Raw genomic sequence first — 16091 nt, forward strand, 5'->3', positions numbered from 1 at the left:
CCATTCCGATTCTTATCGGGATGGGTCAGGCTCTAAAGCATATGAGACATGCGGCGCGGTCCCATCCCGTGCCTCACGATTTCAGGATAGAGAAAAATGCCCCGTTCAACCACGTCAGGTCCATCCCAGCGCATGCTTCGCGTCGGCGAGCAGGTGCGCCATGCGCTGTCGGAAACCTTGCAACGCGGCGAGATCATCGATCCGCTGATCGAGAACGCCGTGGTTTCGGTCTCGGAGGTGCGCATGTCGCCCGATCTGAAGATCGCCACCGCCTTCGTCTCGCCGCTCGGCGCTGGCGATGCCGATGCGGTGGTCGAAGCGCTCAACAAGCATGCGAAATTCGTGCGCGGCCGCGTTTCCGGCGCGCTCCGGCAGATGAAGTACATGCCGGAATTCCGCTTCCGGCTCGACACCAGCTACGACAATTTCCAGAAGATCAACGAATTGTTGCACTCGCCCGAAGTGGCGCGCGATCTCTGCCCCGACGATCAGAATAAAGACAACGACAAGGACGAAAAATAGTGGCGCGTCGCGGCAAGAAGAAGGGCCGGCCGATCTCCGGCTGGCTGGTGCTGGACAAGCCCGTCGGCATGGGCTCGACCGAAGCCGTCTCCAAGATCAAATGGTTGTTCCAGGCGGAAAAGGCCGGCCATGCTGGCACGCTCGACCCGCTCGCTTCCGGCATGCTGCCGATTGCGCTCGGCGAAGCGACCAAGACCGTGCCCTATGTCCAGGATGGCGCCAAGGTCTACCGCTTCACGGTTGCCTGGGGTGAGGAGCGTTCGACCGATGATCTCGAAGGGCCGGTGACGAAAAGCTCCGACCAGCGTCCGGCGGAAGCCGATGTGCTTTTGCTGATGCCGAAATATACCGGCGTCATCATGCAAACGCCGCCGCAATTTTCGGCCATCAAGATCGCAGGCGAGCGCGCCTATGACCTTGCCCGCGACGGCGCGACGGTCGACATCCCGGCGCGGGAGGTCGAGATCGGCCGTCTCGACCTGATTGAGCACAGTGCTGATCGCACCATTTTCGAGGTCGAATGCGGCAAGGGCACTTATGTGCGGTCGCTGGCACGCGACATGGGCCGCGACCTCGGCTGTTTCGGTCATATCGCCGAACTGCGCCGGATCGAGGTCGAGCCGTTCACGCAGGAAGACTTCGTCACCATCGCCGAGCTGGAAGCCGCTCGCTTCGGCGAACAGGGCGATGAACGTTCGGATTCAGCGGACACGGTGCCGGTCGATTTCGACGCCATCGATGCGCTTCTGGTCGACACATCAGCCGCGCTCGACTGCCTGCCGCAAATCGCGATCAGCGACGACGCTGCAACAAAAATCCGCCTCGGCAATCCGGTCATCATCCGTGGCCGCGACGCGCCGGTGGAAGCCGAGGAAGCCTGCGCTACGGCGCGCGGCAAGCTGGTCGCCATCGGCGCCGTCGAACAAGGCATGTTCAAGCCGAAGCGGGTCTTTGCCGGGTGAGTCCCGTCGTCTAATCTCGATCAGACGTAGCATCCGAGGGGCACATGGCAAAGGCCGAGACGATCAAGAAGCGGGCGCCGGTGACAGCGCGGCGGCCGCCGGTCGGCGCATCACCGGGCACGCTGATCGCCGACCCGGCGGCGCGGCGCAGTGAACTGCGACTGACGCTGATGTCGCTCGACAAATTCGAGACAATCGAAAATGCCAGCATCGACGACGTCAACGCTCATTGCGACACATGGCCGGTCATTTGGCTCGATTGTACCGGTCTCGCCAACATCCCGCTGATCGAGGAGATCGGCCGGATTTTCAGCCTGCATCCGCTGGCGCTGGAAGACGTCGTCAACACCGGCCAGCGGCCGAAGGTGGATTTCTTCGAGGACCATGCCTTCGTCGTCGTCAGGATGATCGACGACGTCACCGCGCATCGTTACGAGCAGATCGCGGTCTTCTTCGGCAGGAACTTCGTCGTCACCTTCCAGGAGCGCGAAGGCGATCCGTTCGATCCCGTGCGCAAGCGCATCGCAAGCTCGATGCCCAACCGGCTGCGCGCACGCGGCGCTGACTATCTCGCCTATGCGCTGATCGACGCCATTGTCGACAGCTATTTCCCGCCGATCGAGACTGCCGGCGAATTGGTCGACAGCATCGAGGATCAGATGCTGCGCGCGGCGGACAAGCACCAGATGCGGCGGCTTCACGAGTTGCGGCGCGACGCCAATGTGCTGAAGGGGGTGCTTTGGCCGATGCGCGATGCGCTGGCGACGCTGATCCGCAACGACGTGCCCTATGTGAAGCCCGAGACCAAGATCTTCCTGAACGACACGCTCGATCACTCGCTTCGGCTCATCGAACTGGTCGAAACCCAGCGCGACATGCTGACCGGTCTGATCGAGATGCATCTGTCGCTGAGCCAGGCGCGCACCAGCGATGTCATCAGCTATCTGACGATCGTCTCGGTGATCTTCATCCCGCTCACCTTTCTCGCTGGCGTTTGGGGCATGAACTTCGATCCCGAAACCTCGCCATGGAACATGCCGGAGCTGAAGGCCCAATACGGATATCCGGCGGCGCTCGTGTTCATGGCTGTTGTCGCGCTCGGGCTTATCGCTTTCTTCAGATGGAAGAAGTGGCTTTAGCCGAAGACAAATCTTCGTTTGTGCAGCAAAAAGCCGGCTTGTGAATTGGGCTGGTGTTTTTGCCTGAATTGCACTATATGCGCCGCAGCATCGTGCAATGACACGTTGCTTGTACCGGCCCCTGCTGGACGACATCCCGGCCGAGGGCGTCCCGTTTCCTCAAACAGATAAGGAAAAACACGATGTCGATTACTGCCGAGCGCAAGAAGGAATTGATGGGTGAATTCGCAACCGCCAAGGGCGATACCGGGTCCCCGGAAGTCCAGGTGGCCATCCTTTCCGAGCGCATCAAGAACCTGACCGACCATTTCAAGGACCACAAGAAGGATAACCATTCCCGCCGTGGTCTGCTCGCTCTCGTCTCCCAGCGCCGCAGCCTGCTTGATTATCTCAAGCGCAAGGATGACGCGCGCTATCAGACGCTGATCGAGAAGCTCGGTCTGCGCCGTTGACGAATTGACCGGCGGGTTCTTTCGAGGGCCCGCCGGTCGCGCATTGGAGCAGTCCATTGCTCTAATGAAGGAAGTAGAGCGCCGCGCATCGATTTGGACGCGCACATAGGACGCTCTGAAACTTTGAATTTGCGCAAGGCATTTTCCGAGAGCCGCGGTTTTCGGGGTCATGCGCAAGGCCAGTCGGATCGATTGGCCAGACCCGGTTTCGAGATAGCACAGGGCCATTCGAAACCGCCCATGGACGGTCATGGGGCAGGATTGCAGGACGCTCGCCCGGCACCGCGCCGGATTTACCCGAGCTTCCCGTTGTCTTGCCCGTGGCTGCCCGAGAAACGAAGCCAAGGGAAAGGGGCACTCGCGCACGGTGAAATGGCGCGGCTCTTTCCGCATATGAAGGACAAGACATGTTCAATCACCACAAAGTGGAAATCGAATGGGGCGGCCGCCCGCTCATCCTCGAAACCGGCAAGATTGCGCGCCAGGCTGACGGCGCGGTGCTCGCCACCTACGGCGAAACCAAGGTTCTCGCCACCGTCGTTTCGATGAAGGAACCGAAGCCCGGCCTCGATTTCTTCCCGCTGACCGTCAACTATCAGGAAAAGACCTATGCCGCCGGCAAGATCCCGGGCGGCTATTTCAAGCGCGAAGGTCGTCCGAGCGAAAAGGAAACGCTGGTTTCCCGCCTTATCGACCGGCCGATCCGCCCGCTCTTCGCTGACGGCTACAAGAACGACACGCAGATCGTTGTCACCGTCGTCCAGCATGATCTCGAAAACGACCCGGATATCCTGTCGATCGTCGCCACCTCGGCGGCCTTGACGCTGTCCGGCGTCCCTTTCATGGGCCCGATCGGCGGCGCCCGCGTCGGCTACATCAACGGCGAATATGTGCTCAATCCGCATGTCGACGAGATGCAGGAATCCAAGCTTGACCTGATCGTCGCCGGCACCTCCGACGCCGTGCTGATGGTCGAGTCCGAAGCCAAGGAACTCGGCGAGGACCTGATGCTCGGCGCCGTTATGTTCGGCCATCGCGGCTTCCAGCCGGTGATCGACGCGATCATCAAGCTGGCCGAGGTCGCCGCCAAGGATCCGCGCGATTTCACCGCGCCGGACTATTCGGCGCTTGAAGCGGAGATGCTGAAGATCGTCGAAGGCGAGCTTCGCGATGCCTACAAGATCACCGACAAGCAGAAGCGCTATGCCGCCGTCGACGCCGTAAAGGCGAAGGTCAAGGCTGCGTTCGCACCCGCCGAAGGCGAGGAAGCAAAATACACGTCCGAACAGATCGGCACCGTGTTCAAGGAGCTCCAGGCCAAGGTCGTGCGCTGGAACATCCTCGACACCGGTTCGCGCATCGACGGCCGCGATCTGAAGACGGTCCGCAAGATCGTCTCCGAAGTCGGCGTCCTGCCGCGTACCCACGGCTCGGCGCTGTTCACCCGCGGCGAGACCCAGGCGCTGGTCGTCGCCACGCTCGGCACCGGCGAGGACGAGCAGTATGTCGATTCGCTGACCGGCATGTACAAGGAGAAGTTCCTCCTTCACTACAACTTCCCTCCCTATTCGGTCGGCGAAACCGGTCGCATGGGTTCGCCCGGCCGCCGCGAAATCGGTCACGGCAAGCTGGCCTGGCGCGCGATCCGCCCGATGCTGCCGACATCAGACCAGTTCCCCTACACGCTGCGCGTCGTCTCGGAGATCACCGAGTCCAACGGTTCGTCGTCGATGGCCACCGTCTGCGGCACCTCGCTGGCGCTGATGGATGCCGGTGTTCCGCTGGCCAAGCCGGTCGCCGGCATTGCCATGGGTCTCATCAAGGAAGGCGAGCGCTTCGCGGTGCTCTCCGACATTCTCGGCGACGAGGATCATCTCGGCGACATGGACTTCAAGGTTGCCGGCACCGCCAACGGCATCACCTCGCTGCAGATGGACATCAAGATCGAGGGCATCACCGAGGAGATCATGAAGATCGCCCTGGACCAGGCCAAGGACGGCCGCCAGCATATCCTCGGCGAAATGGGCCATGCGCTGTCCGGCGCGCGTGCCGAACTCGGCGAATTCGCGCCGCGCATCGAGGTCATGCACATCCCGACCGACAAGATCCGCGATGTTATCGGCTCGGGCGGCAAGGTCATCCGCGAGATCGTCGAAAAGACCGGCGCCAAGATCAACATCGAGGACGACGGTACGGTCAAGATCGCTTCGTCCAATGCCAAGGAGATCGAGGCGGCGAAGAAGTGGATCCACACCATCGTCGCCGAGCCGGAAGTCGGCGAAATCTACGAGGGCACGGTCGTCAAGACCGCCGACTTCGGCGCTTTCGTCAACTTCTTCGGTCCGCGTGACGGCCTCGTCCACATCTCGCAGCTCGCTACCGATCGCGTCGCCAAGACCTCCGACGTCGTCAAGGAAGGCGACAAGGTCTGGGTCAAGCTGATGGGCTTCGACGAACGCGGCAAGGTCCGCCTGTCGATGAAGGTCGTCGACCAGGCCACGGGCAAGGAAATCGCCCGCGACAAGAAGGCCGAAGGCGAAGAAGACGCCGCCTGAGCGATTTAGAGCGACGTGCGTCCAAAATGGACGCACGTAGTACGCTCTAAGGCTTTGAATGTTCGCATCGTGCTTTCCGAAATCGATTCCGATTCGGGCCGATGCGAAGCGATACAATCGAAACGGGCGCGCCGACAGGTCGCGCCCGTTTTCATTTTCTAGACAAGCCAGCTGCATTTCGAGATCGAAGAATGTCCGCCGAGCCGCTGAAGACACTGTTCCATCCGTTCGAGGCCGAGGCTGTCTCCCCGCCGCGTAAGGGCGAGCGTGTCCTCTTTCTCGGCGCTGAACCGGGTTTCCGCCTGCCCGCAGGCTTCGATGCGGCACTGCATCTGGTGCAAGGCTTCCGCCCGCATTTTCGCACGCTGCAGGGGTCGGGCTTCACGGTCACGCCGCGGCTGGAGGGCGGGGGTTTCGACGCGGCACTGGTGCTTGCCGGCCGTCATCGCGGGCAAAACGAATTGCGCATCGCTGAGGCGATTGAGCGTGTGAGGCCGGGCCGATCGATTATCGTCGCCGGCGCCAAGGACGATGGCATTGCCAGCCTGCGCAAGCGCATCGGCGAGCTTGTGCCGCTCGACGGCCATTTGCCGAAACATCACGGCATCGCCTTCTGGTTCCATCGACCTGCCGATGCTGCGGTCGCGGCAGCGCTTCGCGCCGCCAATCCAACCCTTCTGCTCGAGGGCCGGTTCCGCACCGCGCCAGGCATGTTCTCTTTCGACAAGATCGATACAGGTTCGAAATTGCTGGTCGACAATCTGCCCGGCGACCTGCGTGGCAGCGTTGCCGATTTCTGTGCCGGCTGGGGCTATGTGGCGGCCGAGGTCGCCGCCCGCTCACCTGGCATATCGGCGCTCGATCTCTACGAAGCCGAGTTCGATACGCTGGAGGCGGCGAAAGGCAATATCGGCAATACAGCGGCGGAACCAGGTTTCTTCTGGATCGATCTTTTGAGCGAGCCGGTCGAGCGGCGCTATGACGCCATCGTCATGAACCCGCCCTTCCATCGCAGCCGGGCGGCCGAGCCGGAGATCGGTGCCGGCATGATCCGCGCCGCGGCAAAGGCGCTGAAGCCGGGTGGGCGGCTGTTCATGGTGGCGAACCGTCAGCTTCCCTACGAGCCGGTGCTGGCGGCCGCCTTCTCCAGCCATGCCGAGATCGCCCGCGACGGCATGTTCAAGGTTCACGCGGCGCGCCGCTGAACGCGGAGTTCAGTGCAGATCGGCAAGGCGCCGTATCTATGGCCGCGCTCTTCGACCATCGTTCCAGTCTGCTTGCCGGCAAGGCCGTCGCATTTTTTACGGGCCGAATTAATCTCGTACGTTGTCGGTCCGCTTCAGCTCGTCGAGCGTCGGCATCGAGACGATGTGGTAGCCGGAATCGACATAGTGGATTTCGCCGGTGACGCCTGACGACAGGTCGGACAGGAGGTAGAGCGCGGAACCACCGACTTCGTCGATGGTCACTGTACGGCGAAGCGGCGAGTTGCGCTGCTGGTAGGAAAACATGTGGCGTGCATCGGAAATCCCGGCACCCGCCAATGTCCGCACCGGTCCCGCGGATATGCCGTTCACCCTGATGCCGCGCGGGCCGTAGTCGTTGGCGAGATAGCGGACGCTGGCTTCCAGACCGGCCTTGGCGACGCCCATGACGTTGTAGTTCGGCATGACACGGACGGAACCGGCATAGGTCAGCGTGATCATCGAGCCGCTGCCCTTCATCAGCGCGGCGGCATGACGGGCGACCTCGGTGAAGGAGTAGCAGGAGATGACCATGGTGCGGACGAAATTGTCGCGGCTGGTGTCGGCGTAAAGGCCCTTCAGCTCGTTCTTGTCGGAAAAGCCGATGGCGTGGACGACGAAGTCCAGCCCTCCCCAGGCCTCGCCCAAGGTCTCGAAGGTAGCGGCAACCGATCCGCTGTCCTCGACGTCGCAAGGCACGACCAGCGAGGAGCCGAGTTTGTCGGCGAGCGGCTTGACCCGGCGCCCAAAGGCTTCGCCCTGATAGGTGAAGGCGAGTTCTGCCCCATGTTCGGACAGTTTTCGGGCGATGCCCCAGGCGATCGAATGGTCGTTGGCGACACCCATGACAAGCCCACGCTTGCCTTTCATCAATCCGCCCATGATCGGCAATCCTTATGCGGAATAGCGCTGGAAAATCAGCGTTGCGTTGGTGCCGCCGAAACCGAACGAGTTGGACAAAACGGTGTCGATCCTGGCATCGTCGATGCGCTCTCGCACGATGGGCATGCCCTCGAATTCCGGATCGAGCTGCTCGATGTGGGCGCTCTCGCCGATGAAGCCGCCTTGCATCATCAGGATCGAGTAGATCGATTCCTGCACGCCGGCCGCACCCAGCGAATGGCCGGTCAGTGATTTCGTCGAGGTGATGAAAGGCATCTTGTCGCCGAACACCTCGCGGATTGCGCCCATTTCCCTGGAGTCGCCGACCGGCGTCGAGGTGCCGTGCGTGTTGATGTAGTCGACCGGCGAAGAAACGGTCGCCAGCGCCTGCCGCATGCAGCGCACCGCGCCTTCGCCCGAGGGCGCCACCATGTCGTAGCCGTCGGAGGTCGCGCCATAGCCGACGACCTCGGCGTAGATCTTTGCGCCGCGCGCCTTGGCGTGCTCGAGCTCTTCCAGCACCAGCACGCCGGCGCCGCCGGCAATGACGAAGCCGTCACGATCGACGTCATAGGCGCGCGAGGCGGCCGATGCCCGGTCGTTGAACTTGGAGGACATGGCGCCCATCGCGTCGAACAGGTCCGACATCGTCCAGTCGAGATCCTCATGGCCGCCGGCAAAGACCATGTCCTGCTTGCCCCACTGGATCAGTTCGTAGCCATTGCCGATGCAATGGGCCGAGGTCGAGCAGGCCGAAGAGATCGAATAGTTGACGCCGTGGATCTTGAACCAGGTTGCGAGCGTCGCCGAAGCGGTCGACGACATCGCCTTCGGCACCGCAAACGGACCGATGCGCTTGGGGCTGCCGTTCTTGAGCGTGGTTTCAGCGGCTTCGACGATGGTTCGGGTCGACGGTCCGCCCGATCCCATGACGATGCCGGTGCGCTCATTGGTGATGTCGTTCTCGCCCAGTCCAGCGTCCACGATAGCCTGGTCCATGGCGACATGGTTCCAGGCCGCACCTTGCGACAGGAAGCGCATGGCGCGACGATCGATCAGCGCGGAAGGGTCGAGCGTCGGCGCCCCCCAGACCTGGCAGCGGAAGCCGTGTTCGGCGAAGGAATCGGAGAAGCTGATGCCGGATCTGGCATCGTGGAGCGAGGCCTGCACCTCGTTGGCATTGTTGCCGATCGACGACACGATGCCGAGGCCCGTCACTACGACCCGTCTCATTCGCAACTCCTTCCAGCGCATGAACCCGAAACCTGTCGGACCAGGATCATGCGCAAATTAAAGTTCTACAGCTTCCTTGCACGTCCCGCGGACTCGCGGCGCTGTGAAGGCGCCGGTTAGGCGGCGGCCGATTGCTTGGACAGACCCACCTTGAGATCCGTTGCTGCGTATATGGGTTCGCCATCCGCCTTCAGCCAGCCATCGGCGATTCCAAGCACCAGCCGCCCGCGCATCACGCGCTTGAAGTCTACGCCATATTCCACCTTCTTGACCGACGGCGTCACCATGCCTTTGAATTTCACTTCGCCGGTCGACAGTGCCATGCCCTTGCCCGGCTCGCCGAGCCAGCCGAGATAGAAGCCCGTCAGTTGCCACATGGCGTCGAGGCCCAGGCACCCCGGCATGATCGGATTGCCGATGAAATGGCAGGCGAAAAACCACAGGTCCGGCTTGATGTCGAATTCGGCGCGGATGAAGCCCTTGTCGAAGGCACCGCCCGTCTCGCTGATTTCGGTGATGCGATCGAACATCAGCATCGGCGGATAGGGGAGCTGGGCGTTTCCAGGTCCGAACAGCTCGCCGCGGGCGCAGGCAAGCAGTTCCTCGTAATCGTAGCTGGATTTCGAAACCGCCATCAATCTCCGTCCCCAATAATCGTCCGGGCGGTAGCGCGCCCTTGTCGTTGGTTTCCTAACACAATCTTTTTCAGGCCGGAAACCGGCGTTTGCGCTTAACCCGCCCGTCTGCCTGGGTCAATGCGCGCTATTGATCGTATTCGGGCGACAGAATATATGTCGGGGGGTGTCCAGTTTCGGTCAATATTCGTTTTTTGCCATTCTGGGCATATCTTGAGGCGAAACTTTGAGCTTGGACGGATAGATGGATCTGGGCTGCCGGAAGGAAAATGTCGCTGTGGACAAGCGGGTTCGCGAAGCTGGCCTGAGGCCGACGCGTCAGCGCATTGCGCTGGCCGATCTGCTTTTCGCCAAAGGCGACCGCCATCTGTCGGCCGAGGAGCTGCATGAGGAAGCGATCGCCGCCGGCGTGCCGGTTTCGCTTGCCACCGTCTACAACGCCCTTCATCAATTCACCCAGGCGGGCCTTCTGCGCATCCTGGCAGTCGAGGGGTCGAAGACCTACTTCGACACCAACACCTCCGATCACCATCATTTCTACATTGAGGGTGAAAACAGGATCTTCGACATCGCCAGCGGTCCTGTCACGGTTTCCAACCTGCCGGAGCCGCCGGAAGGCATGGAGATCGCCAATGTCGACATCGTGGTGAGGCTGCGCCCCAAACGCTCCGATTGATCTGCGCTTCATAAGGCCGCGAGATACCGTCTCGCCTGTATCGGCCTCTAGACCGTGATCCCGACCGACAAGATGAGGTCAGTTCTTGACCCGTTCGCCCGGATAAGCGCCCCAGACAAGCGACTGGGCGAGCCAGCCGGTGTGGCCGTTGAAGGTCATCTCGCACCACTGGCCGTCACAGGACTTGATCGTGCCCATGGCGCCCGGCTCGATGATTGCGACGATGCTGGCATCATTTTCCGGGTCATCGAGAAGGTTGACTCGGGCATCTTTGCCCCGCTGCCAGGGAGCTACGATCGCCGTACGGCGGCCTGAAAGCAGCGACTGGTTGATCCAGCCTTCCGAGCCGTCGGCATCGCGCACACGACGCCAGGTGTCGAATTCCTGGATGATCTCCATCGGCAGGCCGGGCTTCATATACATCCAGTCGACGGAATAGTTGACGCCTGGTCCGACGCGGGAGTTGACGCGGCCCGCTTTCAGGCTGACGAAACGCGGCAGCGGCAGGCCGCTCGGGCCGAGCGTTGTGCTCTGGGCGGGTGCTGCCGCATTCTGTGCCGCCACATGCGGGGAATGAAGGAGCGCGCCGAGAAATGCTGCGCTGAGGGCCAGGCGGAGCGACGCGAAACCAGACACTTTCATTCCTTTCGGCACCGGCTCATCGGCCTTGGCGCCCCTTTTTCTTTGTCTTCGGCGGAACCTCTTGATACATGAAGAACTGGCACCGCGACCGGCCTGCAGTTTCGCCTGTCTTGGTTAAAGAGGTCTCAACGAGGTCGGGTTCGAGGAAACAATGGTAGGCAGAAAAAGGCCCCTCGTCGTCATCACGCGCAAGCTGCCCGACCCGGTCGAGACCCGTATGCGTGAGCTGTTCGACGCCCGGCTGAATGTCGAAGACAGGCCGATGACGCAGCCGGAACTGGTCGCGGCGGTCAAGGAAGCCGACGTGCTGGTGCCGACCATAACCGATCAAATCGACGCGGCGCTGATCGCTCAGGCTGGCGACAACCTCAAGCTGATCGCCAATTTCGGTAACGGCGTCGACAAGATCGACGTATCAGCAGCTGCGAAGAAGGGCATTACCGTCACCAATACGCCGAACGTGCTGACCGAAGATACGGCCGACATGACCATGGCGCTGATGCTGGCGGTGCCGCGGCGGCTTGCGGAAGGCGCTAATGTGCTGACAGGCGACAAGAAATGGGCCGGCTGGTCGCCAACCTGGATGCTCGGCCGGCGTATCTGGGGCAAACGCCTCGGCATTGTCGGCATGGGCCGCATCGGCACCGCTGTCGCCCGACGGGCCAAGGCCTTTGGCCTGTCGATCCACTATCACAACCGCCATCGCGTGCTGCCGGCGGTCGAGGACGAGCTGGAGGCGACTTATTGGGAAAGCCTCGACCAGATGCTTGCCCGCATGGACATCATATCGGTCAATTGTCCGTCGACGCCGGCGACCTTCCACCTGCTTTCGGCGCGGCGGCTGGCGCTTCTGCAACCGTCCGCTTACATCGTCAACACAGCGCGCGGCGACATCATCGACGAGGACTCTCTGGTCAAGCTGATCCAGGACGGCAAGATCGCCGGCGCCGGCCTCGATGTCTACGAGCATGAGCCGGCGCTGAACAGCAAATTGCTGAAGCTTGCCGCCAAGGGCAAGGTCGTGTTGTTGCCGCACATGGGGTCGGCGACGCTCGAAGGCCGGATCGACATGGGCGAGAAGGTGATCATCAACATCCGCGCCTTCTTCGATGGCCACCGTCCACCGGATCGCGTACTGCCACTGCGGACGTGATGCCATCTTAAGTTAGCGCAGGCTTACGAATCACCTTGCGCATGGTAATCGAGGTCGGACGGTCATAGCCCTTGTGCGCTGTCCGTTCCGTTTCGCGAAAGCCGAGCCGGGCAAAGGCCGCATGATTCCCGGTCAGTTCGATCCGCGTCTGAAGCTCGATCGCAGGCTTGCCGCGGTTGCGGGCGAGGTCCTCGACAACTTGCATCAGCTGCCTGGCAATGCCCTGTCCCTGAAAGTCCGGTTCGACCGCGAGCTTTCCGATATAATGCATGTCGCGCAAAAGTGTGCAGCGGTTTTGCGATAACGACATGCATAAAACAACAACCTAAAGCGCGTCGCATGAGGCCGGTCAAACGCGACGCGCTTTAGAAATCGTTGGCCCGCTCCAGAACAAAAACGCAGCCGACCGTCCTGCCGTCCTTCAGCGCCGCAAAGCCCGTCTCTTGCCGGGCCTTGTCCCGGAGATTTTCGACCGTGAGCCGATGCGCCGAGGATGGCGGAGCGATGACACCGTCCATGGCGGCGAAGGCGCGCACGATCAGCGCCAGCACCTCGTCCCAACGGTCGAAATCGGTCGGAAGCTGCTCGACGGAGACCAGGCTGCCCAAGGTCTAGTTTCTCTTGTAGCGGATCGTGTCGAAGCGCGCTGTCAACGCATCGTAAAGCAGTAGCCGGCCGACCAGCGGCTCGCCAATGCCGGCGATCAGCTTGATCGCCTCCATAGCCTGCAGCGTGCCGACGACACCGGTTAGCACGCCGAGTACGCCGGCCACAGCGCAGGATGGCACTAGGCCGGGTGGCGGCGGTTCCGGAAAAAGATCGCGATAGCTTGGGTTCGGCCTGCCGTCCGCGCCGGTTTCGAACGGTTTCAGCACGGTCACCGAGCCGTCGAAGCGGCCGACGGCGGCATGTACCAGCGGCCGCTTTTCCGCGGCGCAGGCGTCGGCCGCGGCATAACGTGTTTCGAAATTGTCGGAACCGTCGACGACGATGTCATAACGGGCGACGAGGGCAGGCGCGTTGTCCGCCTTCAGCCTGAGATTGTGCAGTTCCACGGCGACGTTGGGATTGATGCGGGCGATGGCCGCTTTGGCACTGTCGGTTTTCGCCATGCCGACAGTGTCGGTGCCGTGGATCACCTGTCTTTGCAGGTTCGACAGCGAGACGCTGTCGTCGTCGACGATGCCGAGTGTGCCGACGCCTGCTGCGGCAAGATATTCAAGCACCGGCGCTCCCAGGCCGCCGGCGCCGATGACCAGGACTCGAGCCCGCTTCAGTCGCTGCTGACCGGCGCCGCCGATCTCGGGCAGCACGATGTGGCGGGCGTAGCGTTCGAGTTCTTCGTTAGTGAGCGCGGTGGTGATCATCGCCCGACCATATATGCATGTCGCGCAAAAGTGTGCAGCGGTTTTGCGATGACGACATGCATAAAACAACAACCTAAAGCGCGTCGCATGAGGCCGGTCGAACGCGACGCGCTTTAGCGGGAGAAAAACCTTGTCAGGCGCCAATGCATGGTGCCAAAAGCCTGCCCTCGGGCTCGGCCATCGGGTGCGCAGCAGTTTTGGGATAACGATATCAAGGAAGTCAAATGGTTGGCCCGACCGTGCCGTGATCGACGGTCAGGAACTGCGCGCGTCCCTTGAGACTGGAAAACAGCGCCGCATCGGTCCCGGTCATGAAAGCCTGGCAATTCAGCTCTTCCAGGATCGAGAACAGCGCGGCGCGCCGGCCGCTGTCGAGATGGGCAGCGATCTCGTCGAGCAGCAGGATCGGCGTCATGCCCGACATCTCGCCGGTCAGTCGGGCATGCGACAAGACCATGCCGACCAGCAACGCCTTCTGCTCGCCGGTCGAACAGAGTTCGGCCGGCATCGCCTTGGGCCGGTGCCGCACCACGAGGTCCGAACGGTGCGGGCCGTCGAGCGTGCGCCCGGCGGTGCGGTCGCGATCGCGGCCTTCGGCAAGCGCTTGGCGGAACTGCTCCTCGACATCGACAGCCGCGGAGGTGCCGACTTCGCTTTCCAGCGCGCCGGACAGGCCGATGTCGGCTTGCGGAAACGGACCGGCACTTGGCAGCCTGTCGATCATGGCGGCGAGCAGGCGCACCAGTTCGGCACGCGCCGCGGCAATCGCCACACCGGTTTCGGCCATTTGCGTCTCGATCGCATCGAACCAGGCGCCGTCACGCGAGCCTTCGGCGAGCAGCCGATTGCGGCCGCGCATCGCTTTTTCGTAGTCGAGCGCGCGCTGGCCGTGGCCGGGATCGATTGCCAGGACCTGCCGGTCGAGAAAGCGCCGGCGGTCTGCGGCCGGCCCGGTGAACAATGCATCCATCGCCGGTGTGAGCCAGACGACGCGCAGCCATTCCAGCATGTCCTCCGCCGAGCGCGCTGCCGCGCCATTGATCCGTACCCGCCGGCCGCTCTCGCCGGCGGCATCGCCGCCTGCAACGCCGGTGCCGATCTCGACCGGTCCGTCCGGCCCATCGAGCCGGGCATGGATGGCAAAGCCGCCGTCGCCGCCTTCACGCGCCACGTCGGCATAAGGTGCACGGCGCAGGCCGCGACCCGGTGTCAGCAGGGAAATCGCTTCCAGCAGGTTGGTTTTGCCGGCGCCATTGTCGCCGGAAAAAACCACGGCGCCGGGGTCGAGGCCGATCGACAGCGTTGCGTAATTGCGGAAATTCGTAAGTGACAGCTTACTTATATGAGTCTGCTGATCGTGCTCAGGCTGCTTCGCAACTCCGGTCATGACAGCAAGATGGCCTCGTTCCGGCCTATACCCGCATCGGCATCAGCACGTAGAGTGTGGTTTCGTCGGCCATATCGTGGATCAGCGTTGGCGAACCGGCGTCCGCCAGCATGAATTTTGCCTCAGTGCCGGTCAACTGGGCGGCGACGTCGAGCAGATATTTGGCGTTGAAGCCGATTTCGATCGCGTCGGACGAATAGTCCGCGGCCAGTTCCTCAGTGGCGCTGCCCGAATCCGGATTGTTGACCGCAAGCGTGACCTGGCCTTCTCCAATCGAAAGCTTCACCGCCCGGCCGCGTTCGGACGAAATGGTCGAGACGCGGTCGACGGCGGCGGCGAAACTCTGGCGGTCGATGATCAGCTTCTTGTCGTTGCCGGTGGGGATGACCCGCTGATAGTCCGGGAAGGTGCCGTCAATCAGCTTCGAGGTCAAAACGACACTGCCGATGGTGAAACGGATCTTGGTGTCGGACAATTCGGTGGTCACGGCGACGTCCGGGTCATCGACAAGCTTTTGCAGCTCGCTGACCGTCTTGCGCGGAATGATGATGCCCGGCATGCCTTCGGATCCTGCCGGCGCGTCGATCTCGGCGCGCGCCAGCCGATGGCCGTCGGTCGCTACCGAGCGCAGCTTCAGCTTGCCGTCGGCGTCATGCGTGTGCAGATAGATGCCGTTCAGGTAGTAGCGCGTCTCTTCGGTGGAGATGGCGAATTGGGTCTTCTCGATCAGGCCCTTGAGCGCGACCGAATCGAGCCGGAAGATATGCGAGAACGATCCGGCCGAAAGCTCCGGGAAATCGGATTGCGGCAGGCACTGGAGACGGAAGCTTGAGCGGCCCGAGGTCACCGTCATGGCGTTGCCGTCCTCGTCGGTCTTCAGCATGACCTCCGCGCCGTCGGCGAGCTTGCGCACGATGTCGTAGAGCAGATGCGCCGGAACCGTCGTCGCCCCGCCGCGCTCAACCTTGGCGGGCGTGGCTTCGGTCACCTCCAGATCGAGGTCGGTAGCCTTCATTTCGAGGGTGGCGCCTTCGGCGCTCAGCAGCACGTTCGAAAGGATCGGTATGGTGTTGCGCCGCTCGACCACGCGATGAACGTGGTTGAGCGACTTCAGGAGATTTGACCGTTCCAGGATAACACGCATGACGAAACAGGCTCGCTTGAATGAATGAGCGGGTCTCCGGCAAGCGGCAACCCGCGAAAGCTCTGAACAGGCTCAGAATCTGCACAAACTGACAGGAA

Annotated in this window: 16 protein-coding genes and 1 pseudogene; 8 read left to right on the top strand and 9 right to left on the bottom strand. The window is 62.2% G+C overall.

The window, feature by feature from the left end:
* Window positions 1-96: 96 nt before the first annotated feature.
* From rbfA to BQ8482_RS05135, 6 genes are all read left to right on the top strand, one after another.
* On the top strand, window positions 97-522 hold the full coding sequence (gene rbfA / locus BQ8482_RS05110; RefSeq protein WP_123146521.1) for a 30S ribosome-binding factor RbfA: 426 nt from the start codon (window positions 97-99) through the stop codon (window positions 520-522).
* Complete coding sequence (truB, locus tag BQ8482_RS05115) at window positions 522-1484, top strand: tRNA pseudouridine(55) synthase TruB (protein ID WP_123146522.1); 963 nt, start codon at window positions 522-524, stop codon at window positions 1482-1484. The genes rbfA and truB overlap by 1 nt, the downstream gene beginning before the upstream one ends.
* Window positions 1485-1528: 44 nt before the next feature.
* The gene (corA, locus tag BQ8482_RS05120) at window positions 1529-2623 is read left to right on the top strand and encodes a magnesium/cobalt transporter CorA (protein ID WP_123146523.1); all 1095 of its coding nucleotides are present in this window, start codon (window positions 1529-1531) and stop codon (window positions 2621-2623) included.
* A 167-nt stretch (window positions 2624-2790) separates the two neighbouring features.
* A complete protein-coding gene (gene rpsO, locus BQ8482_RS05125; RefSeq protein WP_407660271.1) occupies window positions 2791-3075 on the top strand; it encodes a 30S ribosomal protein S15 in 285 nt (94 codons plus the stop codon).
* A 407-nt stretch (window positions 3076-3482) separates the two neighbouring features.
* Window positions 3483-5630 carry a polyribonucleotide nucleotidyltransferase gene (gene pnp / locus BQ8482_RS05130; RefSeq protein ID WP_095493596.1) on the top strand — a complete coding sequence of 716 codons (2148 nt, stop codon included), beginning with the start codon at window positions 3483-3485 and terminating at the stop codon, window positions 5628-5630.
* A 191-nt stretch (window positions 5631-5821) separates the two neighbouring features.
* Window positions 5822-6835, top strand: coding sequence for a class I SAM-dependent methyltransferase (locus tag BQ8482_RS05135; RefSeq protein ID WP_123146524.1), 1014 nt, complete (start codon window positions 5822-5824; stop codon window positions 6833-6835).
* Window positions 6836-6943: 108 nt separating this feature from the next.
* Here the strand turns inward: BQ8482_RS05135 and fabI are convergent, their stop codons facing one another.
* The 3 genes from fabI to fabA all read right to left on the bottom strand — a co-directional run bounded on the left by fabI (window position 6944) and on the right by fabA (window position 9624).
* Window positions 6944-7756 carry an enoyl-ACP reductase FabI gene (gene fabI, locus BQ8482_RS05140; protein WP_123146525.1) on the bottom strand — a complete coding sequence of 271 codons (813 nt, stop codon included), beginning with the start codon at window positions 7754-7756 and terminating at the stop codon, window positions 6944-6946.
* A gap of 12 nt (window positions 7757-7768) precedes the next feature.
* Entirely contained in the window at window positions 7769-8989 is a 1221-nt protein-coding gene (gene fabB, locus BQ8482_RS05145) for a beta-ketoacyl-ACP synthase I (RefSeq protein WP_123147394.1), read from the bottom strand.
* 116 nt (window positions 8990-9105) lie between these two features.
* Window positions 9106-9624 (bottom strand): 3-hydroxyacyl-[acyl-carrier-protein] dehydratase FabA, encoded by a 519-nt coding sequence (gene fabA / locus BQ8482_RS05150; RefSeq protein WP_023802127.1) that lies wholly within the window; start codon window positions 9622-9624, stop codon window positions 9106-9108.
* Window positions 9625-9868: 244 nt separating this feature from the next.
* Here fabA and irrA point away from each other — a divergent pair, with 244 nt between their 5' ends.
* The gene (gene irrA / locus BQ8482_RS05155) at window positions 9869-10300 is read left to right on the top strand and encodes an iron response transcriptional regulator IrrA (RefSeq protein ID WP_027151698.1); all 432 of its coding nucleotides are present in this window, start codon (window positions 9869-9871) and stop codon (window positions 10298-10300) included.
* A gap of 78 nt (window positions 10301-10378) precedes the next feature.
* On the opposite strand, the gene BQ8482_RS05160 is transcribed toward irrA, so the two are convergent.
* Window positions 10379-10936 (bottom strand): SH3 domain-containing protein, encoded by a 558-nt coding sequence (locus BQ8482_RS05160; RefSeq protein ID WP_123147395.1) that lies wholly within the window; start codon window positions 10934-10936, stop codon window positions 10379-10381.
* A gap of 157 nt (window positions 10937-11093) precedes the next feature.
* Between BQ8482_RS05160 and BQ8482_RS05165 the strand changes: the two genes are divergently transcribed.
* Window positions 11094-12095, top strand: coding sequence for a 2-hydroxyacid dehydrogenase (locus BQ8482_RS05165; RefSeq protein WP_123146526.1), 1002 nt, complete (start codon window positions 11094-11096; stop codon window positions 12093-12095).
* 7 nt (window positions 12096-12102) lie between these two features.
* Here the strand turns inward: BQ8482_RS05165 and BQ8482_RS05170 are convergent.
* The 5 genes and pseudogenes from BQ8482_RS05170 to dnaN all read right to left on the bottom strand — a co-directional run.
* Window positions 12103-12360, bottom strand: a pseudogene (locus BQ8482_RS05170) (GNAT family N-acetyltransferase); the annotation flags it as partial.
* 100 nt (window positions 12361-12460) lie between these two features.
* Window positions 12461-12703 (bottom strand): hypothetical protein, encoded by a 243-nt coding sequence (locus BQ8482_RS05175; protein WP_425294071.1) that lies wholly within the window; start codon window positions 12701-12703, stop codon window positions 12461-12463.
* Between the two features lie 3 nt (window positions 12704-12706).
* Window positions 12707-13462: a molybdopterin-synthase adenylyltransferase MoeB gene (locus BQ8482_RS05180; RefSeq protein WP_123146527.1), complete on the bottom strand. Its 756-nt coding sequence runs from the start codon at window positions 13460-13462 to the stop codon at window positions 12707-12709.
* 220 nt (window positions 13463-13682) lie between these two features.
* The gene (recF, locus tag BQ8482_RS05185; protein ID WP_123146528.1) at window positions 13683-14849 is read right to left on the bottom strand and encodes a DNA replication/repair protein RecF; all 1167 of its coding nucleotides are present in this window, start codon (window positions 14847-14849) and stop codon (window positions 13683-13685) included.
* A 25-nt stretch (window positions 14850-14874) separates the two neighbouring features.
* Window positions 14875-15993 (bottom strand): DNA polymerase III subunit beta, encoded by a 1119-nt coding sequence (gene dnaN, locus BQ8482_RS05190; protein ID WP_123146529.1) that lies wholly within the window; start codon window positions 15991-15993, stop codon window positions 14875-14877.
* Between the last annotated feature and the right edge of the window lie 98 nt (window positions 15994-16091).

Source organism: Mesorhizobium delmotii (assembly GCF_900149755.1).
Taxonomy (GTDB): Bacteria; Pseudomonadota; Alphaproteobacteria; order Rhizobiales; family Rhizobiaceae; genus Mesorhizobium; species Mesorhizobium delmotii.

Bases quoted from the DNA above. Each gene is read 5' to 3' on its own strand.
- fabB (WP_123147394.1), bottom strand. From the start codon at position 8,989: ATGAGACGGGTCGTAGTGACGGGCCTCGGCATCGTGTCGTCGATCGGC.
- fabI (WP_123146525.1), bottom strand. From the start codon at position 7,756: ATGGGCGGATTGATGAAAGGCAAGCGTGGGCTTGTCATGGGTGTCGCC.
- pnp (WP_095493596.1), top strand. From the start codon at position 3,483: ATGTTCAATCACCACAAAGTGGAAATCGAATGGGGCGGCCGCCCGCTC.
- rbfA (WP_123146521.1), top strand. From the start codon at position 97: ATGCCCCGTTCAACCACGTCAGGTCCATCCCAGCGCATGCTTCGCGTC.
- BQ8482_RS05165 (WP_123146526.1), top strand. From the start codon at position 11,094: ATGGTAGGCAGAAAAAGGCCCCTCGTCGTCATCACGCGCAAGCTGCCC.
- irrA (WP_027151698.1), top strand. From the start codon at position 9,869: ATGGATCTGGGCTGCCGGAAGGAAAATGTCGCTGTGGACAAGCGGGTT.
- BQ8482_RS05180 (WP_123146527.1), bottom strand. From the start codon at position 13,462: ATGATCACCACCGCGCTCACTAACGAAGAACTCGAACGCTACGCCCGC.
- recF (WP_123146528.1), bottom strand. From the start codon at position 14,849: ATGACCGGAGTTGCGAAGCAGCCTGAGCACGATCAGCAGACTCATATA.
- corA (WP_123146523.1), top strand. From the start codon at position 1,529: ATGGCAAAGGCCGAGACGATCAAGAAGCGGGCGCCGGTGACAGCGCGG.
- dnaN (WP_123146529.1), bottom strand. From the start codon at position 15,993: ATGCGTGTTATCCTGGAACGGTCAAATCTCCTGAAGTCGCTCAACCAC.
- BQ8482_RS05135 (WP_123146524.1), top strand. From the start codon at position 5,822: ATGTCCGCCGAGCCGCTGAAGACACTGTTCCATCCGTTCGAGGCCGAG.
- fabA (WP_023802127.1), bottom strand. From the start codon at position 9,624: ATGGCGGTTTCGAAATCCAGCTACGATTACGAGGAACTGCTTGCCTGC.